This window comes from Microbispora rosea (assembly GCF_900156315.1).
GTDB classification, from domain to species: Bacteria; Actinomycetota; Actinomycetes; order Streptosporangiales; family Streptosporangiaceae; genus Microbispora; species Microbispora rosea.
Genome location: NZ_FTNI01000024.1, coordinates 62,635 through 89,102, shown reverse-complemented (window position 1 = coordinate 89,102; position 26,468 = coordinate 62,635). Strand labels below are relative to the sequence as shown.

Below are 26,468 nucleotides of genomic sequence, written 5' to 3'. Positions count from 1 at the left end.
TCAACCGACCAGTTTGGTCGCCTGCTCCTGGGCGCGGTCCAGCGCGGTCTTGAGGTCGACCGTGCCCTGGAGCGCCGCGACGACGTTCTGCACGACGATCTTGCGGATGTCGGGCGTCTTCGCCTCGAATCCCAGGACGATCTGCGGCAGGCTCGATTCGGTGAGGTCGTCGAACACCTTGAGGAAGGGCGTCTCCTTGAGCTTCTCGGCGCTGCGCTGGGTGACCGTCGCCACGCTGCTCGCGCCGAGGATCTCCTGCAGCTTCACCTGGTTGGCCGGCTCAAGCGCCCAGCGGATGAAGGTGGCCGCGGCCTCCTTCGACGGGCTCGCCTCGTTGATCACGATGGGCGCGAGGATGGCGCCCTGGCTGCGGACCGGGAACGGGATGGGCGCGACGCTGAAGTTCAGGTTGGGGTTCTGGCCGCGGGTCGCCGTCACGTAGCCGCCGTTGTTGAGCTCCATGCCGACCTTGCCCTCGGCGAACATGCGGCGGAACGTCGCCGCGTCCGCGCCCCGCGGGATCACCTTCGCGTCGTACAGGTCCTTGTACGCCTGCAGGCCCTTGAGGTTCTCCGGCGAGTTGATGGTCAGGTTCTTGCCGTCCGACCACTTGCCGCCGAAACCGTAGACGTAGTTGAAGATGTCCTGCCAGACACCGGCCTCCTCGGCCTCCGTCTGACGGAACGCCAGGCCGTAGACGTCGCCCTTGGTCAGCGATTGCGCCGTCTTGGCGAACTCCTCGTAAGTCGTCGGCGGCTTCGAGATCAGGTCGGCGTTGTAGAACATCGCGTAGTTCGACGCCTCGAAGATGATCCCGTCTCGCCTGCCGTCGTGGACCATGAACTGGTCCGGCTGCTTGAGCAGGTCATACTTGCTGACGTCGATCAGGTCGTCGAGCGGCGCGATGAGGCCGGCGTCCGAGGCGGACTCGAACTCGGGCATGTCGAAGCGGATCAGGTCCGGCCCTTGCCCGCTGCCCATCTGGGTCAGGACGGTCTGGCCGAAGGTCGGGTACGGCACCGCCGCGGCGGACACCCGGACCTTGCTCTGACTCTTGTTGAAGTCATCGAGCCACTTCGTGAGCAGTGGCCCGCGGCCGGGGTCGCCGAACGTCGAGGCGGCGAAGGTCAGCGTGGTCACGCCGCCGGATCCGCTTCCGGATTCACTGTCAGAGCCGCAGCCGCTCAGGAAGGCGACGGCCGTACAGATGAGACTGGTCGCCACAGCCATGCTACGGCGAACGCGATGCAGCTCCATGTGTTACTCCCGTAATCAACCGTTCGTTCCCCCGAAACGCCGTTTTCTTGCAACGATCGTAGCAACATGTGCAACACTGTCAAGGAGCGAGCGGTTGCGCGGCATATGCTCTACATTGCGCGTAGTGCAACGCAGGGAGGGCAGTAGTGGCACAATCCATCCAGCGCGCGATCAACCTGATCCGGGTGGCAGCGGAACATCCGCTGACCCTCACGGAGGCCGCGGACGTGCTCGGCGTCCACAAGTCCACGGCTTTGCGGATCTTGCAAGCGCTTGAGGCCGCGCGGTTCGTGCGCAAGACAGGGGCGGGGACCTACGTGTTCGGGAGCGGGCTCATCGAACTGTCCGAGCTCGCGCTCGGCTCGATGGACCTACGTCAGTTCGCGTCCGCGCACCTGCGCCGGCTCCAGGGGCAGACGGGCCATACCGTGCACCTGGCACAGCTGACCGGCAACGAGATCATTTACATCGACAAGGTCGACAGCCCCGCGTTCGACGCGGTGAAGCTGCCGTCTCGGATCGGCCGGGCCGTCTCACTGTATGCGAGCGCCGTCGGGAAGGCGATCCTCGCCTACCTCCCCAGGGAGGACCGCGATCGCCTGCTCGCGCACGTCGACTTCGACCGGTACACCGACACGACGATCACCGATCGCGAGTCCTTCGAAGCCGAACTCGCGCAGGTCCGCGAGCAAGGCTGGTCTGTCGACAACGGAGAGCACGACGCCTACGTCATGTGCGTGGCCGCGCCGGTCAGGGATTCACGCGGCAAGGTCGTCGCCGCCGTCTCCATCACCGCGATCGAGGTGATCGAGACCTTGGACCAGTTGAAGGAGAAACTTCCGCTGCTGCTGGAGACCGCGACGCTGATCTCACAAGAAGTCGGATACACGCCGGAGGCGCCGCCGGCGAGCTGAGTCGCGACCTGTGGGGGGCACTTCGAGGTGCCGTCGGCGTTGGCCTGACACGCCGACTCTCCCAGGGCTTCCCCAGATCGCAGGCTAGGTCGCAGGCTCGGGTCTTCAGACGACCTTGCCGTGGCACCTCCGTAGGTGGGAGGCGCCACGGCAAGGCCCTGCCGGGTCGGTGGAAGGAACCAGGTCAGTCGACGGTCACCTGCGTGCTCTGTGACGCGTTGAACAGTTTGTCGCCCGGGTAGCGGGCGACGACGGGGCCGTCGAGGAGCGCGCCCTCGACGGCCTTGCGGAAGGTGGCCACACCGTCCTTGACCGGTGCGGATCCGAGGTGGGTGTCACCGGCGTAGAAGTCGACCTTGCCGGTGGGGGAGGCGACGTTGGCGGTCACGGTGCCCACCGCGGCGGTCGCCGTGAGCCTGACGTTGTGGGAGTTCCCGGCGGGCGTGGCGGTGACGTCCAGGCCCGTCGTGGTGGTGCGGAACGCCACGTTACGCAGATAGAAGTTGAGCATCGGACGCCAGACATGCCAGGTGTGCATGCCGTCGACGTAGTACTCCTTGATGTCGACTCCGGCGGACCGCAGCGCCTCGGCGCGTGTGTGCAGGCTCTGGGCGCTGGTGCCGTCCTGCCGTCCGGTGCCGAAGAGGAGGCCGCCGGGCACCGTCTTCAGGCGGTCGATCTGCGCCTGCGAGGCGGCCGGCCCGCCGATGCTCCAGGCGGCGTCGTAGGCGAACAGGTCGGTGTTGTCGTACATGATGGTGAACGCGCGACTCCCGCCCGCCGAGAACCCGCCGAAGGCGCGGTCCTCCGGCCGGGTCGAGACGTGGTAGTTCTGCTCCACGAACGGGATGACGTTGTTGCGCAGCTCGTTGGCGTACCCCTGGTTGCCACCGGGCAGGCCGTTGAAGTCGGTGGACACGACCACCATCGGCTGCACCGCGCCGTCCCTGATGGCGTTCTCCACGATGTGGTGGGCCACGCCCTGCATCGTCCAGGCGATCGAGCTGTCCCCGGCACCGTGGCTCAGGTAGAGCGTGGGATAGGGCGTCGCCCGGTTCGGGTCGTAACCGTGCGGCGTGTAGACGACGATGTCATGCACCCCGGCCGGGTTGGTCGACAGCGGCGACGGATACCGCCGCGACTCCAGCTTCCCGGCCTCATCGGCCTTGACCGGCGCCTGATAGTCGTTGTCGTAGGTGGGGAACTTCGCGCTGCTCGGTACGTAAATCGTGCTGCGCACCGCGCCCGGCGCGCTCGGGTACTGGGGCTGCACCTCCCACCGGTTGGCCGGGTCGTCGTGCAGCGCGCAGCCGGTGGCCTCCACGTTGGTGCAGTCGTGGGTGAAGGCGTAGCGGAACGTTCCGGCGGGTAACGGGACGGTGATCTCCCATACCCCGTCGGACCCGAGTTGCATGGGCAGGATGCGCCAGGGGGTGGCCGCGGTGTCGCCCGGCTGCCACTGGGACGGCGGGTGGTTGTCGCCGACGTTGTCGGGCTGAGCGAAGAACCAGTCGCCGTAGATCTGCACGCTGTCGACGCCGGCGGGCGCCTGGTATCGGAATGTCACCGCGTACCCGGTCGGGGGCGCGTCGGACTTGACCAGGGTCGGCCCCAGCGGCTTCACCGGCGCCGCCGAGGCCGGAGGGGCCGACACCCCGACCGCGGCCACCGCTGTCGCGACCGTGAGGCCGGCCAGAAGCGACCTCAGCCTTCTACCTCGTTGAATCCTCGGCGGACGATGGGGATGGGCGACGGGCACGTTGCTCTCCCTCCGAAGAGTGAAAAGTGGTCAGACGTAACGAATCGGACCTGACCGTTGCCATGATCGTAGGTGGACGCCCACCGATGTCAAGAGCAAATTGCATATGACGTTCCATGCGTTGCAATATGCGCAATGAAGTCGCATCCGGCCTCGGCAGGCGGGAGGCAGCCGGCAATCAGAATCGGAGCGCGACCTTTAGCGAGGTCCCGCGCAACTTTCATCGTTCGGCCCACAAAGTCTGCGTATGTTAACGCTATCTTTCGCTGCGACTGGAGGTTAGTGTCGGCATTCAATACCCGCAGGGAGGATCGATTGATATTGCGACAGCGAACGTCACGTCGCAGGCTGAGTCGCACGAGCAGAGGTGTCGCGGGCCTGGCACTGGGTGCGCTTCTCTCGGTCTCGCTCGCGGCGACGCCCTCGCAGGCTGCCGAGGAGAAGCTCGACGAGGGTCTGGTGCACCACTTCGCCCTCGACGAGACCAGTGGGACGACGCTGGTCAACTCGGGTAGCGCGGGCCCGGCGGCGAACGCCACGCTCGTGCATCCGGAGAAGGCGACCTTGACCGGCGACGGAGTCAGGTTCAACCCCGACTCCTACGAGAGCGCCCTCGACGGCGCGTACGTGGCCCTGCCGGACGACATCACCGCCGGCATGTCGAACCTCACCGTCGACTATGACGTGCGGATCGACCCGGCGAACGTCGGCGAGCACCAGATGTGGAGCTTCGGCGCGAAGTCCGGCTCGTGCGACGCCGACACCGGCGCCCAGGGCTCCATCTTCGCGTCGAACACCCAGCGGTTCCGCGTCGCGGTGGGTTCGGCGAACATCCAGCAGAATCGGGTCCGCATGCCCGAGGGAGCGTGGACGCACGTCACCTACACCCAGTCGCTGAACGCGAACGGCACGAGCTGGACCGGCAGGCTCTACCTCGACGGCGTGCTGCACGCGACGTCGGCGAACCTGACCACGCCGCCGTCGGTGAACGCCGCGGGCACCAACTGCAACTTCCTCGCTCGCTCGCAGACGTCGGGCCACTACTCATTCCGCGGAACGATCAGGGACTTCCGGGTCTACGACCGGGCGGTGAGCCTCGACGAGACACTCGCCCTGGCGGAAAGAACCGTCTCCGACGGCGTGCGCGCCGACGCCGAGGCCATCGACCTCGGTCTGACCAGCGCGATCGTCCGCGACATCGTACTGCCCAAGGTGGGCTCCACGGCGGGCTCGACCATCACGTGGACGAGTTCGGACCCGTCGGTCGTCCAGGTCTACACCCCGCCGGCCGTCAACAGCGCGCGCAAGGTCGCGGTGACCGGCAAGATCACCCGGCCCGCCCAGGGGCAGCCCGACGCGACGGCCACGCTCACGGCGACCGTCCGCAAGGGCGCCCAGGAGGTCACCACACGGGAGATCCCCATCGTGGTGAAGGCCGAGTTCGACGACGCGCAGGCGGTCGACCGTGACACGTTCGACCTGGCCCTGCACGCCACCGACCACGTGCGCGGAAACTTGGACCTCCCTGCCACCGGCGAGTTCGGATCCGCGATCACCTGGAAGTCGACCACCGACCTCGTCACCCCGACGGGTAAGGTGACCCGCCCGGCCTTCGGCCGTGCGGACGTCGAGGGCGTCCTGACGGCGACCATCACCAAGGGTTCGGCCTCGAAGACGAAGTCGTTCCCGGTGACCATCACCGCCATGCCCCGCTCCGAGGAGTACGAGCGGTACTTCATGGGGTACTTCAAGGGCGAGGGGATCGCCGACGGCGAGCAGATCATGTTCGCGACGTCCAACGGAAACACCGCTCTGGACTGGACCGGTCTGACCGGAGGCCGGCCGTCGCTCATCTCGCAGCTGGGCGACCAGGGCCTTCGCGACCCGCACATCGTCCGCTCACCCGACGGCGACACGTTCTACATGATCGCCACCGACCTGAACTGGTACGACCAGGGCGGATACGCCATCAACGACACCCAGTACATCGAGGTGTTCGAGTCGCACGACCTCGTGCACTGGACCCCTCAGCGACACGTGAAGGTCGCGCCCGACAACGCGGGCAACGCCTTCGCACCCGAGTCGCTGTGGGTCGAGGAGATCGGCGCCTACGCCGTCTTCTGGGCGCAGTCACTGTGGAACGACCCCGTGAACCGCACCGGTCAGGGGAACGCGCAGATGTGGTACACCACGACGCGCGACTTCCAGACGTTCTCCGATCCCAAGGTCTGGCAGAACCCGGCCCCTCTGTCGCGGATCGACACGACCGCGATCCGGGTCGGCGACCAGTACTACCGCGTGACCAAGAACGAGGCCGGCAACCAGGGCTCGGACATCTTCTCGGAGAAGCACACCGACTTCCTGGACAGCGACATCAACCACTGGACGTTGGTCGCTCCGGCTCTGGGGCGCACGACGTGGGCCGCCAACCAGGGGTACGAGGGGCCGATCATCTTCAAGGCCAACCCCGGTGACACCTCCTGCCCCGGCCAGTTCTACCTCTGGGGTGACCGGTACACGAACGGTGGTGGATACCAGGCCGCGTGCCACGAGAACATCGAGGCTCCGACCTGGAACGCCAAGGCGATCACGATGACCAACGCGGGCGTCGCACGTCCGCGTCACGGCACCGTGATCCCGATCACCCTCCGCGAGTGGAACGACATCCGCGGGATCCCGAACAGCGATGTCACGACCACCACTGAGGTGGCCGTCGAGCCGTACGCGAGCGGGGCCCAGACGACCACGGCCACCGCCACGGTCAAGGCGGCCGACGGGTTCGAGACCGGCGGTCAGGTGCGGTTCAGCATCGGCTCGTGGTCGAAGCTCGCCCACCTGAAGGACGGCGCGGCCACGGTCACGCTGCCGGCGGGCCTGCCTTCGGGCGCCCGCACGGTCAAGGCCGAGTACCTCGGCTTCGACTACCTGAAGGCATCGGAGGGCACGGCGTCGTTCCAGGTGCCCTCCGGCCCCAACGCCGTCAAGGTCAAGGCGAAAACCGCGCCGGCGTCGGTTGTCCGCGGGGACACGTTCACGCTGAACGTGACCGTCGGGCCGGCGGGCGGGCACAAGAAGGACGCTCCGACCCCGACCGGCGAGGTCACCGTCACCTTCGGCGGCACCGTGCAGGTCGTGCCGCTGGCGGACGGCGAGGCCGTCGTCACACTGCGGACCGCCGATCTGCAGCGCGGGGTGTACCCGGTCCACGTCGCCTACTCCGGCAACCCGACCTACCAGCCCCACGCCGCCGACTACCAGAAGTTGACGGTTCGGTAGCCGGCGAGTGGCGGGCCGGCGAGCTCATCCTCGCCGGCCCGCCACGACCGGTCTGCGCGGGTATCGCCCTGCCCGACGCCGCTCCGGCTCTTCCGCGTATGGGGACGGCGTCTATCGTTCCCCCCATGAAGGTCTGTTCGATCGCCGCTCCGGCCACGGCGGAGGAGGCGGAGGCGATCCAGGACGCCCTGCGGCCCCGGCTGGACCTGAGCGGCCCCGGTCCCCGTGACCCCGCCCTGGTCGCGGGGGTGGATGTGGCCTACGCCGACGACCTGCTGGCCGCCGCGGTCGTGGTGCTCGACGGGACGACCCTGGACGTGGTCGAGCAGGTGACGGCGCGGGGACGGCCCGCCTTCGACTACGTGCCCGGCCTGCTCGCCTTCCGCGAACTGCCCAGCCTCGTCGAGGCGCTGGAGCGGCTCACCGTCACACCCGACCTGATCGTCTGCGACGGGTACGGCCTGGCGCATCCCCGTCGGTTCGGCCTCGCCTGCCACCTCGGGGTGCTCACCGGCCTGCCCACGATCGGCGTCGGCAAGACGGCCTTCGTCGGCTCCTTCGAGCCGCCCGGCCGGGAACGCGGCTCGTGGAGCGAACTGCTTCTGGACGGCCGGGTTGCCGGCCGGGTGTTGCGTACCCGGGACGGTGTGAAGCCGGTCTTCGTCTCCGTCGGCCACCGCGTCGACCTGGAGACCGCCTGCCACGACGTGCTGGCCCTGACCCCGCGTCACCGGCTCCCCGAGACGACGCGCGCCGCCGACCGGCTGTCGCGTACGGCGCTGAAGGCCGCCCTGGCCGCCTCCACCTGACTACGGCGACGCGTCCCCGCACGTGATCAGGAGGCGCCTTCGGCCAGGTGGCGCTCGACGGTCGCGACCTTGGCGTCGAGCCTGTCCTGCCCGGCGCGGGCGTCGGCCTTGAGCACCAGGCTGACGCGGGAGCAGCGGGCCTCGACGGCGGCGACCGCGTCCTTGACGACGGCGAGCACCTCGTCCCACGTCTCCCCCTCGACGGTGGTGAACATGGCGTCGGTGCGGTTGGGCAGCCCGGACGCGCGGACCACGCGCACCGCCTCCGCCACCATCTCGCCGACGTCCTCACCGGCGCCGATCGGCGTGACGCTGAACGCGACGAGAACCGACATGAAACCTCCTCGAAGATCGCATCCCCGGGCCACGCTAACACCCGCCGGCGGGCGGCGGCGGGTGCGGGTGGTTCACGCCCGAGTGGTGCGCTCACCCGGCCTGTGGCCTGCGGCCGCGCGGGCGTGCGCGCCGGTGAGGAGAGCGCGCACCCGCGCGGCGGTGCCGTCGCCGGGGTTGAGCACGCAGATCCACGACTGGGCGGCGTACACGGGGTGCGGCAGGATCCGGTCCGGCACCCGGTAGTCCAGCGCCTCGTGGCGGTCGGCGTGCGCGGCCGGCGGATAACCGAGCAGCTCCTCGAACACGGCGCGGCCGACCCCGACGTTGACCCGGAAGACGCCGGGCCGGTTCAGGTCGGAGGCGGTGTCGAACCCCTCGTAATCCTTCACGACGATCGTGGCGAAGGGCATCTTCCGGTTGGCCGGCTCGTCGTCGGGGTCGTAGTAGAAGAAGGTGTCTCCCCATGCCGCCCGCGGCGCGCCGTTGTCCTCCGCGGCGGTGAAGGCGGCGACACCCGGCAGGCCGGTCACGAATTCGATGACGTCGTTCTCGGTCACACGAGGTCCTTTTCTCGCTGGATTTCCTCCTTCAAGTTTCTCATTCAAGTCCTGTATGAGACTTTTTCCCGGATTTCGCCGATGATCGCTCGTCAACCCTCAACTCGTGGGTGAGGGCCTCCGCGCTCCGGTCCGGGTAGGCCGCACCACCGCCACGGGGCAGTGCGCGTGGTGCAGGACCGCCCGGCTCACCGAGCCGAGCACCGCCGCGCCGACGGCGCCGCGCCCTCGCGACCCCACGACGAGCAGGTCGGCCTTCTCTCCCGCCTCGACCAGCGCGGTGACCGGATGCGCGCAGACGGCCCGCATCTCCGCGGCGACGTCGGGATACCGGTCCCGGTGGGTCCGCAGCGCGCCCGCCGCGCAGTCCTCGTGGGCCTTGCGCACCTCGTCGACGTCGTAGGTGATCTCCGGCGCGAAGGGGTGCACCGGAAGCTGCCAGGCGTACAGGGCGAGCAGGCGGCAGTCGCGCAGCCGCGCCTCCTCGAACGCGTAGGTCAGGGCGGCGCCGGCCTCCGCGGAGCCGTCGACACCGACGACGACCAGCCCGTGGGACGCCGGCACTCCGGCACGCACCACGACGACGGGGGCGTCGACCTGACCGGCGACGTGCATGCCGACCGAGCCGAGCAGCATGCCGGTGAACCCGCCGTGTCCCCTGCTGCCGATCACGACCTCCGCCGCGTTCCCGGCCTCCTGACGCAGCACCCGGGACGGGTCGCCCTCGATCATGGCGGTGGTCACGCGTACGGCCGGGTGGATCTCCCGCACGGCCTCTTCCGCCTCCTCCAGGATGCGGCGGCCGGCCCGGTCGAGCTGGTCCTCGATCGGGACGGGATAGCGCGCGATCTCGTACGGCAGGCGGTCCACCGCGTGGACGATCCGCAGCGGCAGGCCCTTGCGCGCCGCGTCGCCGGCGGCCCATTCCACCGCGGCGGCCGCGGCACGGGATCCGTCGGTGCCCACGATGACGGGTTCGGTCATGGCTCCTCCTTCTGCTCCTGCCCCTATCCGACCGCCTGGGCCTCGTCCGGGGCAGGGCCGCTGGTCCCCGCCCGGCGGGACCTTCCTCCTCCCCCACGGCACACACCGGGGCAGACCCCCCAGGACAGGCTCGGGGCAGGACACCCGGGGCGGACCCCGGGCGGATATGGAGCGGCCGGCTCGCGTGGCGACGAGGCGCGCGAGCCGGCCGGAGGTCGGGAACAGACGGGGAGGGGCGGGGGCAGGCCGCAGGGTCAGGAGCAGGTGAACCCGCTCGCCCCCGGCGAGGAGGGGCCGGACCCCTGGAAGCCGAAGCTCGCCGACGCGCCGGGCGCCAGGTTCTGCGCCCACGAGGGCGCCTTGGCCGTCCAGCGGCCGCCGCTGGAGGTCACGGTCGCGCTCCAGCCGCTGACGAGGCTCACTCCGGACGGCATGTCCCAGGTGACCGTCCAGTTCGGCCAGGCCGCCGCGCCGGTGTTCTTGACCGTGACGTTCGCCGTGAACCCGCCCTGCCAGGAGCTGGCCACCTGGTAGGTCACCTGGCAGTTCCCCGGGTTCGCCGACGGCGACGGGCTGGGACTGGGGCTGGGACTGCGGCTGGGCGAGGGCGACGCCGAGGGGGACGCGGACGGGGACACGGAAGGAGACGCGGACGGCGAGGCGGAGGGCGACACGGACGGCGACGGCGACGGCGAGCCGCTGGGCGTGGTCGTGGTGTAGCTCGCCGCGGTGTAGTCCGCGCCGCACTGCGATCCGCAGGACGCGGGCAGGGCGAAGCTGTAGACCCGGCCGCCGTTCACCAGCGCGTCGGACGCGTCGCGCACCCGGATCTGGAACTGCGTCGATCCCTGTGTGACCCCGCCGATGATGTACGACTGGCCCATGTCGGAGTTCATCTGGGCCTGCTTCCAGGCGCCGTCGGCGTAGTACTCCACCCCGTGGATGCCGTTGGGCAGGTGGGAGACGGCGATCGCGGGCCACCACGCCTGCGCGCCCTTCATGAACCCGATCCTGATGTCGCCGCTGTAGCCGGGCGCCGGGACGAACGACCAGGTCATGTGGCGGTTGTTCCAGTGGTTCGGGTACATGTCCCCGACCGGCGACCCGTTCTTGACGAACCTGTTGAGCGACGGCTTCGACAGGTCCAGGTGATACCGGTCGTCGCGGCACCAGCCGTTGGAGTCGCCGCAGCTGTCTGCGACGATCATGGTGAGCGTCGCGCCGTTGTACGCGTCAGAGACCCACGACCCGTTGCGGCAGAACGCCTGGCCGGGCGCCCCGTCGTTGACGCCGGTGCAGTAGTCGGAGACGGTCACCTTCACATACCGGCCGCAGTTGAGGCCGTTGTTCCACAGCCCGGCCTTGGACGCGTTCGCGCCGGTGAGCGGCCGGGGGTAGAAGGAGTAGTCGCCGGGCGTGTCGTACACGTTGAGCGCGACGAAGTCCTGCGAGTCCAGCTCCGACTGCGGCAGGCCGCAGCCGCCGTACGGCGAGCCGAGGCCGTCGAAGTAGGTGGCGCTGCCGGTCACCGGCGCGGGCGGGTCGTCGACCGCGCCCGCCGGTGTCGCGGCGGGCCAGGCGGTGAGCAGCACTGCGGCGACGGCGGCCGCCCAGATGCGGCGTCGGACGGAGGTTGCGCGGCCGGTCATCGGGCTCCCTGCGCTCACGGTAGGGCTAGGAACGCCGAGATCGTGGCGCGGGGCGGTGGCCAGGTCAAGGCGCCGACGCGGGCCATCCCGGTGAGCTGGGCGATCCTCGGTGAAGGCCTGTAACTTTCATCACCATCCCAAACCAGAGACGTGCATAAGCCGACTTTCGGGGCAGAGGACGCGAAATCACTCATCGGCCTGGGGGAGCGGCTACATGACAGACCTCGCACGCGGCATGGCGGTCGGCGTCGAAGAGGAGTTCCATGTCGTGGACCTGGGGACCCGGCAACTCGTCCCGCGCGCCGGCCTGCTCCTCCAGCAGTTGCCACCGGACCGGTTCACCCAGGAGTTGCACCGCTCGGTCGTGGAGGCCAACACCCGCCCGTGCACCAGTCTGGAGGACCTCTCCCGCGAGCTGACCGGGCTGCGGGCCGACGCGGTCGCCGCGGCGGACGGGCTCGGCCTGGGCATCGTCGCCGCGGGGACGGTCCCATTGGTCGATCCCGAGACGATGAAGATCTCCCCCGATCCGCGCTACGAGCAGATGCTGGCCGACTACCAGGCACTCGCCCGCGAGCAGCTCATCTGCGGCACACAGGTGCACGCCGAGGTGCGCGACCGCGACCTCGCGGTGGCCGTCACGCACCGGCTGGCTCCCTGGCTGCCGCCGCTGCTCGCTTTGAGCTGCAGCTCGCCGTACTGGATGGGGGCCGACACCGGCTACGCGAGCTTCCGGTCGATGGTGTGGCAGCGCTGGCCCACCGCGGGACCGGCGGCGCGGTTCGAGTCGGCCGAGGAGTACGACGCGATGGTGGACGAGCTGATCCGGTCGGGGGTCATCAGCGACCCCGGCATGCTCTACTTCGACGTCCGGCCGTCGGCGCACGTGCCGACCGTCGAGCTGCGGGTGTGCGACGCCTGTCCGCGCGTGGACGACATCGTGCTCATCGCCGGGCTGTTCCGCGCGCTCGTCAGCCGCGAGCTGGACGCCCTCGCCGCAGGCGGGCCGCGCTCCGCGGCCGAGGAGTCCGTGCGTACGGAGCTGGTGCGGGCCGCCTCCTGGCGGGCGGCCCGCTCGGGGCTGGACGGCGAGCTGGTCGATCCCGTCGAGGGCGTGCCGCGGCCGGCCCGCACGGTCGTCGGCCGGATGGTGGAGGGGCTCCGGCCGCAGCTGGAGGAGTCCGGCGACTGGGCCCTCGTCTCGTCGCTGGCGTCCCGCGCGCTGGCGGACGGCGGATCGGCGGCCCGGCAACGGGAGGCGTTCCGGCGCGGCGGCCGCCTGACCGACGTGGTGGACCTGCTGCTGGCCGAGACGAGATCCCCGGCCGGGACGAGAACCCTTGCTGACACGAGATACGGGGACCGGCGGCTCGCGGCGGCGGGGAGATAGGACATGTGCGGACTGACCGGCGAGATCCGGTTCGACGGGCGACGCGCCGACATCGGCGCGGTGGGCCGGATGACCGACGCGATGCACGATCGCGGTCCGGACGGGTCGGGCCTGTGGGCGCGGGGCCCGGTCGCCCTGGGCCACCGGCGCCTGAAGATCATCGACCTGTCGGACAAGGCGGCCCAGCCGATGGCGGACGACTCCCTCGGCCTGGCCGCGGTCTTCAACGGCTGCCTCTACAACTACCGTGAGCTGCGCGACGAGCTGCGGGCCGAGGGATACCGCTTCTTCTCCGGCTCCGACACCGAGGTCCTGGTCAAGGCGTTCCACCGCTGGGGACCCGACTGCGTGCACCGCTTCGCGGGGATGTTCGCCTTCGCCGTCTTCGAACCGGCGACGGGACGGCTGACACTCGCCCGCGACCGGCTCGGCATCAAGCCGATGTACGTCTGGCAAGACGGGCGGCGGCTGCGCTTCGCCTCCACCCTGCCCGCGCTGCTGGCCGGTGGCGGGGTGAGCACCGACATCGACCCCGTCGCGCTGCACCACTACATGACCTTCCACTCGCTGGTGCCCGGCGAGCGCACCATCCTCGCCGGTGTGCGCAAGCTGCCTCCGGCGACCGTACGCACGGTCGAGGCCGACGGGACCTCCCATGACACGGTCTACTGGGAGCCGCCCTTCACCCGCCTGCCGCGATACGAGGGGATGGACGCGCACGACTGGCGCGAGGCCGTGCTCGACCGGCTGCGCGCCGCCGTACGCAGGCGCATGGTCGCGGACGTGCCCGTGGGCGTGCTGCTGTCGGGCGGGCTGGACTCCAGCGTCATCGTGGCCCTGCTCGCCGAGGAGGGCCAGCGGGACCTGTCGACGTTCAGCATCGGGTTCCCTGCGGCCGGCGGGGACGCCGGGGACGAGTTCCGCTACTCCGACCTGGTCGCCGAGCGCTTCGGCACCGACCACCACCGCATCCTCATCGAGGACTCCCGCCTGCTTTCGGGTCTGCCGGAGGCGGTGCGGGCCATGAGCGAGCCCATGGTCAGCCACGACTGCGTCGCCTTCCACCTGCTGTCGGGTGAGGTGGCCAGGCACGTCAAGGTCGTGCAGTCGGGGCAGGGCGCCGACGAGGTGTTCGCCGGATACCGCTGGTTCCCGCCGCTGGCCGCCGTGCCGCGCGAGGAGGCATTCGCGACGTACGCCCGGGAGTTCTTCGACCGGCCGCACGAGGACCTCGCCGGCATCGTCGCGCCCGGCCATCTGATCGACCAGGACGTGAGCGCCGACGTCATCCGCCGCCATCTCGACCGGCCGGGAGCCGAGACGGCGCTCGACGCGGTGCTGCGCCTGGAGACCCGGCTGATGCTCGCCGACGACCCGGTCAAGCGCGTGGACAACATGACCATGGCCCACGGTCTGGAGGCCCGCACGCCGTTCCTCGACCACGAGCTGGTCGAGCTCGCGGCGGCGTGCCCGCCGGAGCTGAAGCTCGCCGGGGGCGGCAAGGGCATCCTGAAGGAGGCCTCCCGGGCGCTGCTGCCGCGCGAGGTCGTGGACCGGCCGAAGGGCTACTTCCCGGTGCCCGCGATCCGGCACATCGACGGGCCGTTCCTCGATATGGTGCGCGACGCGCTCACCGCGCCCGCCGCGCGCTCCCGCGGCCTGTTCGACAAGGCGTACGTCGAGGAGCTGCTGGAGAACCGGGAGGCCCACCGCACCACGACGGGGGTCAACGTGCTGTGGCAGCTCGGACTGCTCGAGATGTGGCTGCAAGCGCAAGGAATCTGATGGCGGAGCACCTCCTCGGCGCTGGGTCCGGCGCAGGGTTCCCCGGCGCCGGGTTTCTCGACGCCGGGTTTCTCGACGCCGGGTTTCTCGACGCCTGGGGCTGCTGGACGCCGGCCCCGGCGCCGGACCGGCGCGCCGTCGCGTACGTCAGCGACAGGGACGGCGCGCCGCGGGTCTGGGTCCAGCCGGTGGGACCGGGCGGGCGGGCACGGGTCGTCGACACCGGGCCCGAACCCGTCGCCGACGTGAGCTGGTCACCTGCCGGGGACCGGCTGGCCGTGCTCGTGGCACCCGGCGGCGGCGAGCACACGCAGGTCTGGACGGTCCGCAGCGACGGCGGCGACCTGCGCCCGCTGGCCGCGCCCGAGGGCGGGTCGGCGTGGTTCGTCGGCTGGACCGGCCGGGGCGATCTGCTCCTGGTGGCCGAGGTCTCGCCGGCCGGTTCGACCGAGGCCCTGCTGGTCGACGCGGCCACCGGGAGCCGGGAGACGGTCGCCGCCGGGCCGCTCCTGCACCCGGAGGCGGTCAGCCGCGACCACGCGAGGGTGCTGCTGCGGCACGGTCCGCGCGGCGTCCGGCGGATGTACGTCACGGACCTGTCCCCGGGCGGCGGGCACCTCCCCGGGGGTGACACGGGCCCGCCCGGGAGCGTCACGGACCTGTCCCGAAGGGGCACGGGCATGTCCCGAGGCGGCGCGGGCATGTCCCGAGGCGGCGCGGGCCCGTCCGGGGGCGTCGCCGAGCGGTCGCTGCTCGCCGGCCTGCCCGGGTCGACCGAGCAGGGCCGGCTCTCCCCCGACGGCGGAACCGCCTACCTGCTGAGCGACGCGGGCCGGGACCGCGCCGCGCTGGTCGCCGTACCACTCGACGGGCCCGTCAGCGAGTTCATCGGCGGGCCGGTCGCGGTGGCCGAGCGGCGGGACGCCGAGCTGGACCGCTTCGCGCTCAGCGTGGACGGCCGCCGCCTCGTGCTGGTGTGGAACGCGGCCGGGCGCTCGGAACTGGAGGTGCTGGACGCGGGCGGTGGCCCCGGCGGTGGCCCCGATGACGCCGGACGCGTCGGCTCCGCTCCCACGCGCAGCGGACACGGGGACGCGCAGGCCGCCGCGGACCCCGGGGGCCCCGGAGGCACGGCCGGCGGCGGCCCCGGGTGGGCGCGACGCCCGCTCCCTGCTCCGCCCGGTGAGGTGGTCTCCTCGATCAGGCTCTCGGCGGACGGCCGGACGGCCGCCCTCGCCGTCGAGGGACCGGCCCAGCCGTCGCACGTCGTGCTGTGCGACCTCGACACGGGCCGATACCTGCCGGTCGCCGGAACCGGGCGGCTCGCCGGGGCCGTGGACGCCGAACTCGTGCGCCTCCCGGCCCGCGACGGGCTGGAGCTCAGCGGATGGCTCTACCGGCCGCCCGGCGCCCTGGGCCCGGCGCCGTACGCGGTCTTCCTGCACGGCGGGCCCGAGGACCAGGAGCGACCGGCGTTCACCCCGCTGTACCAGTGCCTGGTGGCCGCCGGCATCGGCGTGTTCGCGCCGAACGTGCGCGGCTCCGCCGGATTCGGCCGGGCCTTCCGCGACGCCGACAACCACGCGCTGCGTTTCCGCGCCGTCGACGACGTGGCCGACTGCGCCGCCTTCCTGGTGCGGGCGGGGCTGGCCGACCCCGCCCGCCTCGCGTGCCTGGGCTGGTCGTACGGCGGCTACCTGACGCTGGCCGCGCTCGTCACGTATCCGCGGCTCTTCCGCGCCGGGGTGGACGTGTGCGGGATGGCGGACTTCGCCACCTTCTACGAGCGTACGGAGCCGTGGATCGCGGCGGCCGCCGTGAGCGAGTACGGCCATCCGGAGGCCGACCGCGACCTGCTGCACGCCCTGTCGCCCCTGCACGCCTTCGACCGCCTGGCCGCTCCCCTGCTCGTGGTGCACGGCGCGCGGGACACCAACGTCCCGGTGTACGAGGCCCAGCAGGTCGTGCGCGCGGCCCGGGCCCGGGGCGTGCCCTGCGAACTGCTGCTGTTCGAGGACGAGGGGCACGAGATCCGGCGGCGGGCCAACCGGGTCGCGTTCGTGCGGCGGGTGACCGAGTGGCTCGGACCGCGCCTGACCGGCGTGTCCTCCGGGTGACCCCCGCGGCGGCTCTCAGCGCGACTCGTGCAGCCGCGCCAGGTCGCTCTCCATCTTGGCCATGACCAGCTGGTACCCCTCCCAGCCGTACATCCGGAGCAACTCGGACTTCATGCGGAGCGTCTCCTCCTGCACCGCCTCTGGACCCTGGCGGCGTAGAGCGTCGAGCGCGAGACGCGCCTGCCGCTCTCGGTCGGGGGCTCCGGCGAGATCCTCGCGTCTCATCTCAGGAGTAGGCATGGGGCTCTGCCCTCCGGGTCTGGACGAACGGTGCCTACACCTGACGCGCCTCGGCGGCTCTAGGTTGACCGCCGCGAGAAAAACTTCACAACAAGCGTGTACCGGCGGGTAGATGTGACCGGTCCCCCCGGCGTCCCGTCAGGGCGCCTCGCCGCCGGGGACCTCGACCGCGATCTCTCCGCCCAGCCGGTGCCCCCCGCCGAGCACGAGGTTGTCGCCGCTCCAGAACCTCCCGGGGTCATACCAGTTGGGCCGGCGGCCGGCGGGCAGCAGGCCCATCGCCTCGTACGTCACGGCGACGACCTCGGCGCAGTAGGCCGTCTCCAGCGCACGATCGGGCGCGGTGTCCCCGGCGCCGTCGCCCGCACCCTCCCGCGCGCCCTCCCACATGCCGTCGCCCGTGCTGTCCCCCGTGGCGTCTCGCGCGCCGCCTCGCGTGTCGTCTCGCGCCGCGCGGCGCAGCGAGGGCAGCCGCCCGCGCAGCCAGCGGCCGGCCAGGCGGGCCGTGGACGGGAACGGCGTGCCGTCCAGCCGCGCGATCGTCCGCAGGACGGCGTCCTCCATCTCCCTGGTCGCGGACGGCTCCAGCTGCCGCAGCCAGGCGCGCTGGCCATACCTGGCCGCCCAGACGCAGACCGCGTCACGCATGTCGTGCAACTGGACGCCGCGCTGATGCGTGCCCGACCACATGTCGGGCAGCGACCGGCCGAGCTCGGCGTGCCACATGAGCGGCGGCAGGTCCTCGATGACGACGGCCATGCCGACATGGTTCACCGGGCTGTTGGTGGTGACCTGGATGGCGCGGTCCGGCGCACTGCGTCCGCGGAACACCCAGACGTCGCCAGTGCGGGCCAGTTCGAGCGCTTTGTCGAGACTTATCCGCGTAGGAGCCACGGCAGTAGCCTAGGCACATGCGCTGGTGGAAGATACTCGGTCTGGCGGCCTTCGCGGGCGTGGCGGCGACCGGTGTGGTGATCGCCCGAGCCGAGCGCCGGCGGCGTGCGTACACGCCGGAGGAGATCCGGGAGCGCCTGCGGGCCCGGCACGCCGAGGCGGTCGCCGCGGCGGAGCCGCCAGGGATCGCCGCTCAGCCGCCGCGGTAGGCGTCGACGCCGAGCTTGACCGCGACCGCGAGACCGCAGAGGGCCGCGGCGAGGCGCAGCGTCTGGCCGGGCAGGCGGCGCGCGACCGCGGGGCCGAGCCAGCCGCCCACGAGGAACCCCACGGCCAGCGGGCCCACCGCCGCCCAGTCGACCGGGCCGAGGACGGCGAACCAGACGGCGGCGACGGCGTTGGCGAGCGCCGAGACGACGTTCTTGACCGCGTTGACGCCCACCGCCGGCCTGTCGAGCGCCGCCGCGAGCACGGCGAACATGATGATCCCGCCGGCGGCGCCGAAGTAGCCGGTGTAGACGGCGACGCAGAAGACGCCCGCGCGCAGCCCCAGGCCGCTGTCCCCGCCGAGGCTCACCCGCCCCGGACGCGGCGGACGCAGCAACAGCAGCAGCGAGGCGCCCGCGACCAGCACCGGGGCGACCATCTCGAACGTCCGCGGCGGCGTCACCAGCAGCAGCCCGGCGCCGGCCGCGCCGCCCAGCCCGGCGGCGAGTCCGAGGCGGCCGACGAGACGTGCCTGGCCGGCCAGCTCGGGCCTCGACCCGGCCGCCGCTCCCACACCGGTGAACAGCAGCGCGACCGTGTTGGTGACGTTCGCCGCCAGCGGCGGCAGGCCGAAGGCCAGCAGCGCGGGGTACGACACGATCGAGGCCAGGCTCACTACCGTGCTGACCACTCCGGCGACCAGGCCGATCCCGGCCAGCCCCAGCACGTCCACAAGCACAAAGGCACCCAACCATACGGGTTTCGGACGACCGCTACCGGCCTCCTCGTCCGGACGCCCGGCGGCGCGGCCCGCCTGTCAGGACGCGGGAAAGCGCAGCACCCAGCGGCGCTGCCAGGGTGTCTCCACGGCCCGCGGGTGGTATTCGGCCCGGGCCCAGGCGACGGCCCGGTCGGCGGGCAGTCCCGACAGCACGGCCAGGCACGCGATCACGGTGCCGGTGCGCCCGACTCCCCCGCCGCAGGCGACCTCGACCCGGCGGCCGGCCCGCGCGTGCGCGTGCAGCGCCCGGATGCGGCCGATCGCGTGCTCCCGGTCGCGGGGCAGGAGGAAGTCGGGCCAGTCGATCCACTCGTGCGGCCAGGTGAGGGCGTGGTCGTGCTTGTGCCGTAGCCGCCGGCTGCCCAGATAGAGGCCGTGGTCGGGCAGGGCGCCCGGCGGCACTGCGCGTCTCAGGCCGCGGCCCCGCACCGGGGTGCCGTCGGGAAGCCGGATGGCACCAGGAAGATCATCGATGGGCATGCCTCATCTTGCCCTCCGCCGCGCCGCCCCGGCAGCGGATTTTCGGGCTCATCCGGACGCGAGGCCGAACTCGTCCCTCAGGATGGAGAACAGGAGCTGGTCGTGCCAGCGCCCGCCCCGCCACTGGGCACGCCGGACCACGCCCTCCAGCCGGAACCCGATCTTCTCCAGGCACCGGATCTCGGCCGTGTTCTCCGGGTCGGTGGTCGCCTGGACGCGTTCCACCCGCGTGTGCGTGAACAAGTAGCGGACGAGCTCCCGCTGGGCCCGGGTCCCGACTCCCCTGCCCCGCCAGTCCGGCAGCAGGCCGACCGCGATCTCCCAGCACAGCGACGTGTCACGGCGGCCCCAGCGCCGTTCCAGCCACTCGACCCGCCCCGCGAGCTCGCCGTCCACCGTGACGGAGAGCATGTTGTCGGCTCCGGCCAGGAGCCCGCGGGTGCGCAGCGCCTCCCGCAGCGCGATGTTCGGCGTGAATCCGAACCACTGGTGCGGGGTCGCGCCGCTCTCGCTCTGGAAGGCCGAGTCGAAGGCGTCCAGGTCGGCTTCCGTCACGGGTCGAAGGGCCAGGTGGTCGGGCATCGCGGTCGGTCTTCCTCACGTGTCGTTCGAGTGATGGCGGCCTCGCGCCGGGCGGCAGGACGTTCCCCTCGCCTGCTCCGGCGGCGTGGACGTGGCCCGAATCATCGCATTCCGGCCCGTGACCACGGCCGCCCGGCCGCCCTCGCAGAACCGGAGAGCGCTCTCCACCTCGTGCTATAAATGGCTGCATGAGCACCGATCTCCCGCACATGTCGGGAGCCCCCACGCTGGAGGACGTGGCCCGTGTGGCGGGAGTGTCCCGGGCGACCGTCTCGCGCGTGATCAACGGTATCCGCAACGTCGCGCCGGACATCCAGGAGGCGGTGCACCGCGCCATCGAGACCACCGGCTACGTGCCGAACCGGGCCGCCCGTTCCCTCGTCACCCGCCGTACGGGAGCGGTCGCGCTGGTCGTGTCGGGCGCGGGCGACGCGGAGGGCGGCGAGCCGTTCGAGTCCCGCGTCTTCGCCGACCCGTTCTTCGGCCGGGTCGCCAGCGGCGTGGTGGGATACCTGCGGCCGCGGGGCATCCACCCGGTGCTGATGCTGGCGGACTCGGCGCAGACCCGCGACGACGTCGTGTCCTTCCTCCGGCAGGGCAGCGCCGACGGCGCCCTGGTCGTCTCGACGCACGGCGAGGACCCGCTGCCGAAACTGCTGGTGGACGCCGGGCTGCCCGCCGTGCTGTGGGCGCGGCCCGCCCGGCCGATCCCGATCAGCTACGTCGACCTCGCCCACCGGGCCGGCGCGGCGCTGGCGGCCGACCACCTGGTGGCGCGCGGCTGCCGCCGGGTGGCCACCATCAGCGGCCCCTTCGACGTGCCCGCCGCGCAGGACCGGTTGTCGGGGTTCCAGGAGGCCATGGCCGGGCACGGCCACCCGTACGTGCCGGCCGTGGAGGGGGACTTCATGCCCGCGAGCGGGGAGGCGGGCATGCACCGGCTCATCAAGGAGCACCCGGACATCGACGGCGTCTTCGCCGCCAACGACCTCATGGCGCAGGGCGCGCTGCTCGCGCTGCGCGACCTCGGGCGCCGGGTGCCCGACGACGTCGCGGTGATCGGGTTCGACGACAGCGCCGCGGTCACCTGCCGCCCGCCGCTGACGACCGTGCGCCAGCCGATGGAGGACATGGCCGCCGAGATGGCCCGCCTGCTGCTCGCGCAGGTCGCGGACCCGGACTTCCGGGTCACCTCGGTCATCGTGCAGCCGACGCTGGTGGTCCGCGAGTCGGCCTGACGAACCACCGGCGCCGCGTCTTTCACGCCACGCGCAGCCCCTTGCTCGCCTTGATGATCTCGGCGTAGCGGTGGCCGCTCGACTTCACGGTCCGCGCCTGGGTCTCGTAGTCGACGTGCACCAGGCCGAACCGCTTGTCGTATCCGTACGCCCACTCGAAGTTGTCCAGCAGCGACCACGCGAAGTAGCCCGCCACCGGCGCCCCCTGTTCGATGGCCCGGCCGCAGGCCGCGATGTGGTCCTCCAGGTAGGCCAGGCGCTCCGGGTCGTCCACGGTCCCGTCGGGGCCGACCGTGTCGCGCCAGGCGGACCCGCTCTCGGTGACGTACAGACGGGGCGCGGCGTACTCCCGGGCGAGGCGCACCAGCAGGCGCTCAAGACCGCCCGCGTCGGCCTCCCAGCCCATGGCCGTGGTCGTCGCCCCCGGCACCTCCAGCTGCCGCGCGTACGGCACCGGCCCCTCGGGGTCGGCCGCGACCACCTGCCGGAAGTAGTAGTTGACGCCCAGGTAGTCGAGCGGGGCGGCGATCGTCTCCAGGTCGCCGGGCCGGATCGGCAGGTCGACGCCGTACACCGCGAGCATGTCCTCGGGGTAGCCGCGGCCGGTGACCGGGTCGAGCCACCACCGGTTGACGTGCCCGTCGAGGCGCCGCGCGGCGGCGTGGTCCTCCTCGCTGTCGGTCGCGGGGTCGATCGGGCTGAGGTTGTTGACGATCCCGATCGACGGCGTGAGCCGCGCCGCGGCCCGTACGGCCTGCACCGCGAGGCCGTGCCCGAGATGGAGGTGGTAGGAGGTGCGGACGGCCGCCTCCAGGTCTCGCACGCCGGGGGCCATGGAGCCCTCCAGGTGCCCGTGCCAGGAGCAGCACAGCGGCTCGTTGACCGTCGTCCAGTCGGCGACGCGGTCACCGAGCCGTTCGGCCACGACGGCGGCGTAGTCGGCGAAGCGCTGCGCGGTGTCGCGCTCGGGCCACCCGCCGCGGTCCTGCAACGCCTGCGGCAGGTCCCAGTGGTAGAGGGTCGCGAACGGCCGGATGCCGGCGTCGAGCAGGGCGTCCACGAGGCGGTCGTAGAAGGCGAGCCCGCGCGGGTTGACCGGTCCCGTGCCGTCGGGCACCACGCGGGGCCAGGCCACCGAGAAGCGGTAGGCGTCCACGCCGAGTCGTTCGAGCAGGCCGACGTCCTCGCGCCACCGGTGGTAGTGGTCGCAGGCCACGTGTCCGGTGTCGCCGCCGTCGATCGCCCCGGGCACCTCGCAGAAGGTGTCCCAGATCGAGGGCAGCCTGCCGTCCTCGAGGGCCGCGCCCTCGATCTGGTAGGCCGAGGTGGCGACGCCCCAGACGAAATCGGTGAAAGCGGTTACATCGGGGACATGGCCGCGCTGCGGCTCCATTCGCTGGTTCTCCTTAGTTCGACGGTGGTGGTGAAGGTGGTCGAGGTGAAGGCGGCCGAGGTGAGCGTTCACTTCACGGCGCCGGCGGTGAGCCCCTGCACGAGGTAGCGCTGCAGCAGCAGGAACCCGGCCACCACGGGGACGCTGACGACCAGGGAGGCCGCCATGATCTGGTTCCAATAGACGTCGTTCTCGGTGGCGTACCCCTGGAGGCCGACGGCGAGGGTGCGGCTCGACTCGTCGGTCATGACCGAGGCGAACAGCACCTCCCCCCACGCCGTCATGAACGCGTAGATCGCGACGGCCACGATACCGGGGGTGGCTGCGGGAAGGACGACCCGCAGCAGCGCACCGATCGGGCCGCTGCCGTCCACCTGGGCGGCCTCGTCCAGTGCCGTCGGAATCGAGTCGAAATATCCGGCGAGCATCCAGATCGAGAACGGCAGCGAGAAGGTCAGATAGGTGATGATCAGGCCCGTGCGGCTGGCGTACAGCTCGACCCCGAGCGCGGTCCCGAGGTTCACGTAGATCATGAACAGCGGAAGCAGGAAGAGGATGCCGGGGAACATCTGCGTCGACAGCACGGTGACCGAGAAGATCCGGCGGCCGGGGAAGCGGAAGCGGCTGATCGCGTACGCGGCGAAGATCGCGATGAGGACCGACACCAGCGCGGCCACCGACGCCACGATCAGGCTGTTGGCGAAGTAACGCGCCAGCGGGACCGTCCGCCACATGTCGGCGAACGGCCGGAGCGTGATCCTCGTGGGGATCCAGTGGAAGTCCCCCTGCACGTCCTGCAGCGGCTTGATCGCCGAGGTCAGCATCACGTACAGCGGGGTCAGGGTGAACAGGCCGAGCAGGCCGAGGCCGGCCCACCGCGCCCACGGCAGCCAGCGGGGGTCACGCATCGCTCCTCCTCCGGGACGTCGCCACCAGATACACGGCGGTCACCACCAGCAGGAACAGCAGGAGCAGCACCGACATGGCCGAGCCCGAGCCGAAGTTCCAGGTGACGAACGAGCTCTGGTAGATGTGGATCGAGATCAGGTCCGCGTCCTGCGGCGCCGACTTGCCGAACAGCACGTACGGCGTGTTGAAGTCGTTGAACGTCCACAGGAACAGCACCAGGACGAGCACCTGGTTGACGGGGCGCAGCATGGGCAGCGTCACCGCGCGCAGCCGCCGGCCCCAGCCCGCGCCGTCGATCGCGGCCGCCTCGTACAGGTCGCCCGGGATGTTCTGCAGCCCGGCCATCAGCACGAGGAAGGCGAACGGCCACGACCGCCACACGCAGACCACGATGAGGGACCAGAAGCTGTTGGACCCGATCAGCCAGAACGGCCGCTCGCCGAACAGGTGCAACTGGTCCACCAGCACGTGGTTGACGAGACCCGAGTCGCGCTGGAGCAGGAAGCTCCAGGTGATCACCCCGGCGTAGACCGGCAGTGCGTACGGCACGAGGAACAGCGCGCGCAGCACGGCCCGGCCCCGGAACGAGCCCTGCATGAGCACCGCGCCGCAGATGCCGAACAGCCACGACAGCCCGACGGTGAGCACGGTGAACACGACCGTGACGAGGAACGAGTGCAGCAGCGAGCGGCCGACCGCACTGTCGAAGTCGACGGCGACGGCGTAATTGTCCAGCCCCGCGAAGGGCGCGGCCGACCAGTTGCGCAGGAAGAACTGGGTGAGCTTCAGGAAGCTCATCCCGATGCCGATCAGCATCGGCACCAGGTGGACGAGCAGTTCGAGCAGCACGGCCGGGAGGATCAGCAGGTAGGGCAGGGCGGCGCGGCGCAGCCGCACCGGGACCCGGTCCGCGAGCCCCCGCCTCCGATCGCTCCGAGACACAGGGCCGATCGGAGACCCAGGGCCGACTGGAGACGAGGGCATTTCGGAAGGCGTGGGCGTTTCCGGAGGCGTGGGACCGTGTCCCGCGCCGGGCCGGGACGCGGCGGGCATCGCCGTCGGATCCGGTGCGGGGCGGGGGGAACGCCTGCCGCCCGATGCCGTCCTGGTGCGCCCCGCGGGGGCATCGGTCAGGGCTTGGCCGTCGTCTGCCCCGGCCACCTCGGCCGGGGACAGCGAGAAGCCGTCCTCTTCAGGGGACGGAGGAATCACGGACTTCCTCTCGATGTCGAGGTCTGCGTCAGGGCGCCGGGCGGAGCCTCCGCCCGGCGCGGGCTCACCGGGCCGCTCAGCCGCCCATCTGCTGGTTGGCCTCGGTCAGCTTGGCCTTGACGGCCTCCTCCGTGGCCGGCTTGCCGCTCGCGACGTCGGCGAACAGCTGGTTCATCGCGTTGCCCACGAGCGTCTCGAACTGGCTCTCCTGCGCCACCTGCGGCAGCGGCGCGGCCGTGGTGGAGAGGATCTGCTGGAACGTCTTGATCGTCTCGCTCTCGAACGCGGGGTCGTCGTAGGCGTCCGTGACGGTCGGCAGCGAGCCGTACGCCTTGTTGAGGTTCTGCTGGGCCTGCTTCGACGTCATGAACTGGACGAACTTCAGCGCCCCGTCCTTGTTGGCGGCCGTCTTGAACACGGCGAGGTTGATGCCGGCGACCATCGCGTTGACCTGCTTGCCGCCCTGCGACGGATCGGGCAGCGGGATCGGGGCCAGGCCGTAGTCGTCCTCGCTCCAGCCGGCCTGCTTGAGCTGCGTGGCGATCGACTGCCACATCAGCATCCCGGCCTTGCCCGAGACGAAGTCCTGCACCGCCTCGGTGCCGTTGGCGTACTCGGCGTTGCTCGGGTTGACGATCTTGTGGACGGCCATCAGGTCGAGGTACTGCTTGATGGCCGCGACCTCCTGGTCGGAGTCGAAGCGCGGCTTACCGGAGGCGTCGAACAGATCCGCGCCGTGCTGCTGGCCGAAGATGAAGGCGTGGTGGGCGTTCTCGCTGACGCTCGCGCCCTCCACCGCGAGCCCCCACTTGCCGTCCTTGGTCAGCTTCTTGCCGTCCGCGATCAGCTCGTCCCAGGTCGCCGGCGGCTTGTCGATGCCGGCCTCCTTGAACATCTTCTTGTTGTAGAAGAGGCCGTAGGTCATGCCGTAGATCGGTACGGCGGTGGGCGGCTGGCCGGGGGCGCCGGTCGCGGCGAGGCTGGGGCCGAGGAAGCGCTCCTTGCCTCCGAGCGTCTTGAGCAGGGCGTCGTCCCACGGCACGAACGCCCCGGTCGCCTGCAGCGAGGCCGACCAGGTGTTGCCGATGTTGACGACGTCCGGGCCCTTGCCCGACGTGGTCGCGGCGAGGATCCGGTTGAGCAGGTCGGCCCACGGGACGACCTCCAGGTTCACCTTGATCCCCGTCTCCTTGGTGAACCTGTCCAGCTCGGGCTCGAGCACCTCCTTGTCGTTCTCCAGGCTGGTGCCCTGGTTGGACGCCCAGTAGGTGATCGTCTGGGCCGCGCTCCCACCGGCCGAGCCGGCCGTGGACGACGAGTCGTCGGCGCCGCAGGCCGTCACGGCGAGCACGAGGGCTCCGGCGACGGCGAAGAGATATGGCTTGCGTCTGCGCACGGGTGTTGTCCTCACTCTTGCGGTGCGACCGCCCGCCCGTGCGGGCGGCGGCCTGGGGGGTGAACGGTCCTTCTCGCCGGTGAAGGCGCGGTGCTGTGACGGGGCGGTGCTGTGACGACACGTCCTGTCGCAGCGCGGCGCGGACGGCCCCGCAGCCGCGGGAGTCGTCCCAGGTGACGGTGCCCGCCACGCGAGCACGGGCTCTCCGCACCGCCGCCGGTTTGGAGAGCGCTCTCCACGGAGGAGAGTGTCGCGGAAGGCGGAGAGTGTCAAGGGGCGACCCTCCCCCACCCCCGCGCGGCC

23 protein-coding genes are annotated in these 26,468 nt (G+C 71.2%); 8 read left to right on the top strand and 15 right to left on the bottom strand.

Annotated elements, in window-relative coordinates; genetic code table 11:
- Nucleotides 1-1,140: an ABC transporter substrate-binding protein gene (locus BXA11_RS29125; RefSeq protein ID WP_159454854.1), complete on the bottom strand. Its 1,140-nt coding sequence runs from the start codon at nt 1,138-1,140 to the stop codon at nt 1-3.
- 263 nt (nt 1,141-1,403) lie between these two features.
- Between BXA11_RS29125 and BXA11_RS29120 the strand changes: the two genes are divergently transcribed.
- Nucleotides 1,404-2,171, top strand: coding sequence for an IclR family transcriptional regulator (locus BXA11_RS29120; RefSeq protein ID WP_076439684.1), 768 nt, complete (start codon nt 1,404-1,406; stop codon nt 2,169-2,171).
- A gap of 184 nt (nt 2,172-2,355) precedes the next feature.
- Here the strand turns inward: BXA11_RS29120 and BXA11_RS29115 are convergent, their stop codons facing one another.
- Nucleotides 2,356-3,840: an alpha/beta hydrolase-fold protein gene (locus tag BXA11_RS29115; RefSeq protein ID WP_076439682.1), complete on the bottom strand. Its 1,485-nt coding sequence runs from the start codon at nt 3,838-3,840 to the stop codon at nt 2,356-2,358.
- 411 nt (nt 3,841-4,251) lie between these two features.
- Between BXA11_RS29115 and BXA11_RS29110 the strand changes: the two genes are divergently transcribed.
- Together BXA11_RS29110 and BXA11_RS29105 are read left to right on the top strand one after the other, a co-directional pair.
- On the top strand, nt 4,252-7,206 hold the full coding sequence (locus BXA11_RS29110) for an immunoglobulin-like domain-containing protein (protein WP_159454853.1): 2,955 nt from the start codon (nt 4,252-4,254) through the stop codon (nt 7,204-7,206).
- Between the two features lie 125 nt (nt 7,207-7,331).
- On the top strand, nt 7,332-8,015 hold the full coding sequence (locus tag BXA11_RS29105; protein ID WP_076439678.1) for an endonuclease V: 684 nt from the start codon (nt 7,332-7,334) through the stop codon (nt 8,013-8,015).
- 26 nt (nt 8,016-8,041) lie between these two features.
- Here the strand turns inward: BXA11_RS29105 and BXA11_RS29100 are convergent, their stop codons facing one another.
- The 4 genes from BXA11_RS29100 to BXA11_RS29085 form a co-directional block, all read right to left on the bottom strand.
- Nucleotides 8,042-8,350, bottom strand: a complete 309-nt coding sequence (locus BXA11_RS29100; protein WP_030509852.1) for an MTH1187 family thiamine-binding protein — start codon at nt 8,348-8,350, stop codon at nt 8,042-8,044.
- A 72-nt stretch (nt 8,351-8,422) separates the two neighbouring features.
- The gene (locus BXA11_RS29095; RefSeq protein WP_076439675.1) at nt 8,423-8,908 is read right to left on the bottom strand and encodes a DUF6194 family protein; all 486 of its coding nucleotides are present in this window, start codon (nt 8,906-8,908) and stop codon (nt 8,423-8,425) included.
- Between the two features lie 99 nt (nt 8,909-9,007).
- Nucleotides 9,008-9,892, bottom strand: coding sequence for a universal stress protein (locus BXA11_RS29090; RefSeq protein WP_076439673.1), 885 nt, complete (start codon nt 9,890-9,892; stop codon nt 9,008-9,010).
- 254 nt (nt 9,893-10,146) lie between these two features.
- Nucleotides 10,147-11,541: a cellulose binding domain-containing protein gene (locus tag BXA11_RS29085; protein WP_076439671.1), complete on the bottom strand. Its 1,395-nt coding sequence runs from the start codon at nt 11,539-11,541 to the stop codon at nt 10,147-10,149.
- A gap of 214 nt (nt 11,542-11,755) precedes the next feature.
- On the opposite strand from BXA11_RS29085, the gene BXA11_RS29080 reads away from it, so the two are divergent.
- Genes BXA11_RS29080 through BXA11_RS44905 form a run of 3 tightly spaced genes read left to right on the top strand, consistent with a single transcriptional unit; the run spans nt 11,756 to nt 16,833 of the window.
- Nucleotides 11,756-12,931: a carboxylate-amine ligase gene (locus tag BXA11_RS29080; RefSeq protein ID WP_083744657.1), complete on the top strand. Its 1,176-nt coding sequence runs from the start codon at nt 11,756-11,758 to the stop codon at nt 12,929-12,931.
- 3 nt (nt 12,932-12,934) lie between these two features.
- Nucleotides 12,935-14,716: an N-acetylglutaminylglutamine amidotransferase gene (locus BXA11_RS29075; protein ID WP_076439668.1), complete on the top strand. Its 1,782-nt coding sequence runs from the start codon at nt 12,935-12,937 to the stop codon at nt 14,714-14,716.
- On the top strand, nt 14,716-16,833 hold the full coding sequence (locus BXA11_RS44905) for a S9 family peptidase (RefSeq protein ID WP_239105249.1): 2,118 nt from the start codon (nt 14,716-14,718) through the stop codon (nt 16,831-16,833). The genes BXA11_RS29075 and BXA11_RS44905 overlap by 1 nt, the downstream gene beginning before the upstream one ends.
- Before the next feature lie 15 nt (nt 16,834-16,848).
- Here BXA11_RS44905 and BXA11_RS29065 read toward each other — a convergent pair whose 3' ends face one another.
- Both BXA11_RS29065 and BXA11_RS29060 read right to left on the bottom strand, forming a co-directional pair.
- Entirely contained in the window at nt 16,849-17,058 is a 210-nt protein-coding gene (locus BXA11_RS29065) for a hypothetical protein (RefSeq protein WP_030509859.1), read from the bottom strand.
- A 153-nt stretch (nt 17,059-17,211) separates the two neighbouring features.
- The gene (locus BXA11_RS29060; protein WP_076439666.1) at nt 17,212-17,967 is read right to left on the bottom strand and encodes a hypothetical protein; all 756 of its coding nucleotides are present in this window, start codon (nt 17,965-17,967) and stop codon (nt 17,212-17,214) included.
- A gap of 17 nt (nt 17,968-17,984) precedes the next feature.
- Between BXA11_RS29060 and BXA11_RS29055 the strand changes: the two genes are divergently transcribed.
- Nucleotides 17,985-18,176, top strand: a complete 192-nt coding sequence (locus tag BXA11_RS29055; protein WP_076439664.1) for a hypothetical protein — start codon at nt 17,985-17,987, stop codon at nt 18,174-18,176.
- Here the strand turns inward: BXA11_RS29055 and BXA11_RS29050 are convergent.
- From BXA11_RS29050 to BXA11_RS29040, 3 genes are all read right to left on the bottom strand, one after another.
- Nucleotides 18,161-18,913: a sulfite exporter TauE/SafE family protein gene (locus tag BXA11_RS29050; RefSeq protein ID WP_239105250.1), complete on the bottom strand. Its 753-nt coding sequence runs from the start codon at nt 18,911-18,913 to the stop codon at nt 18,161-18,163. The two genes, BXA11_RS29055 and BXA11_RS29050, sit on opposite strands and share 16 nt — an antisense overlap.
- Nucleotides 18,914-18,991: 78 nt before the next feature.
- Nucleotides 18,992-19,435 (bottom strand): protein-tyrosine phosphatase family protein, encoded by a 444-nt coding sequence (locus tag BXA11_RS29045; RefSeq protein ID WP_076439662.1) that lies wholly within the window; start codon nt 19,433-19,435, stop codon nt 18,992-18,994.
- A gap of 48 nt (nt 19,436-19,483) precedes the next feature.
- Nucleotides 19,484-20,017, bottom strand: a complete 534-nt coding sequence (locus BXA11_RS29040; protein ID WP_076439660.1) for a GNAT family N-acetyltransferase — start codon at nt 20,015-20,017, stop codon at nt 19,484-19,486.
- A 188-nt stretch (nt 20,018-20,205) separates the two neighbouring features.
- Between BXA11_RS29040 and BXA11_RS29035 the strand changes: the two genes are divergently transcribed.
- Nucleotides 20,206-21,255, top strand: coding sequence for a LacI family DNA-binding transcriptional regulator (locus BXA11_RS29035; protein WP_076439658.1), 1,050 nt, complete (start codon nt 20,206-20,208; stop codon nt 21,253-21,255).
- A gap of 22 nt (nt 21,256-21,277) precedes the next feature.
- Here BXA11_RS29035 and BXA11_RS29030 read toward each other — a convergent pair whose 3' ends face one another.
- From BXA11_RS29030 to BXA11_RS29015, 4 genes are all read right to left on the bottom strand, one after another.
- Nucleotides 21,278-22,648 (bottom strand): GH1 family beta-glucosidase, encoded by a 1,371-nt coding sequence (locus tag BXA11_RS29030; protein WP_076439656.1) that lies wholly within the window; start codon nt 22,646-22,648, stop codon nt 21,278-21,280.
- A gap of 68 nt (nt 22,649-22,716) precedes the next feature.
- Complete coding sequence (locus BXA11_RS29025) at nt 22,717-23,556, bottom strand: carbohydrate ABC transporter permease (protein ID WP_076439654.1); 840 nt, start codon at nt 23,554-23,556, stop codon at nt 22,717-22,719.
- Nucleotides 23,549-24,499 (bottom strand): carbohydrate ABC transporter permease, encoded by a 951-nt coding sequence (locus BXA11_RS29020; protein ID WP_239105252.1) that lies wholly within the window; start codon nt 24,497-24,499, stop codon nt 23,549-23,551. The genes BXA11_RS29025 and BXA11_RS29020 overlap by 8 nt, the downstream gene beginning before the upstream one ends.
- A gap of 346 nt (nt 24,500-24,845) precedes the next feature.
- Nucleotides 24,846-26,165: a sugar ABC transporter substrate-binding protein gene (locus BXA11_RS29015; protein WP_076439650.1), complete on the bottom strand. Its 1,320-nt coding sequence runs from the start codon at nt 26,163-26,165 to the stop codon at nt 24,846-24,848.
- Nucleotides 26,166-26,468 lie beyond the last annotated feature (303 nt).

Coding starts and splice junctions, on each gene's coding strand:
- BXA11_RS29105 (WP_076439678.1), top strand. CDS start 7,332: ATGAAGGTCTGTTCGATCGCCGCTCCGGCCACGGCGGAGGAGGCGGAG.
- BXA11_RS29100 (WP_030509852.1), bottom strand. CDS start 8,350: ATGTCGGTTCTCGTCGCGTTCAGCGTCACGCCGATCGGCGCCGGTGAG.
- BXA11_RS29090 (WP_076439673.1), bottom strand. CDS start 9,892: ATGACCGAACCCGTCATCGTGGGCACCGACGGATCCCGTGCCGCGGCC.
- BXA11_RS29085 (WP_076439671.1), bottom strand. CDS start 11,541: ATGACCGGCCGCGCAACCTCCGTCCGACGCCGCATCTGGGCGGCCGCC.
- BXA11_RS29080 (WP_083744657.1), top strand. CDS start 11,756: ATGACAGACCTCGCACGCGGCATGGCGGTCGGCGTCGAAGAGGAGTTC.
- BXA11_RS29075 (WP_076439668.1), top strand. CDS start 12,935: ATGTGCGGACTGACCGGCGAGATCCGGTTCGACGGGCGACGCGCCGAC.
- BXA11_RS44905 (WP_239105249.1), top strand. CDS start 14,716: ATGGCGGAGCACCTCCTCGGCGCTGGGTCCGGCGCAGGGTTCCCCGGC.
- BXA11_RS29065 (WP_030509859.1), bottom strand. CDS start 17,058: ATGAGACGCGAGGATCTCGCCGGAGCCCCCGACCGAGAGCGGCAGGCG.
- BXA11_RS29055 (WP_076439664.1), top strand. CDS start 17,985: ATGCGCTGGTGGAAGATACTCGGTCTGGCGGCCTTCGCGGGCGTGGCG.
- BXA11_RS29045 (WP_076439662.1), bottom strand. CDS start 19,435: ATGCCCATCGATGATCTTCCTGGTGCCATCCGGCTTCCCGACGGCACC.
- BXA11_RS29040 (WP_076439660.1), bottom strand. CDS start 20,017: ATGCCCGACCACCTGGCCCTTCGACCCGTGACGGAAGCCGACCTGGAC.
- BXA11_RS29035 (WP_076439658.1), top strand. CDS start 20,206: ATGAGCACCGATCTCCCGCACATGTCGGGAGCCCCCACGCTGGAGGAC.
- BXA11_RS29030 (WP_076439656.1), bottom strand. CDS start 22,648: ATGGAGCCGCAGCGCGGCCATGTCCCCGATGTAACCGCTTTCACCGAT.
- BXA11_RS29025 (WP_076439654.1), bottom strand. CDS start 23,556: ATGCGTGACCCCCGCTGGCTGCCGTGGGCGCGGTGGGCCGGCCTCGGC.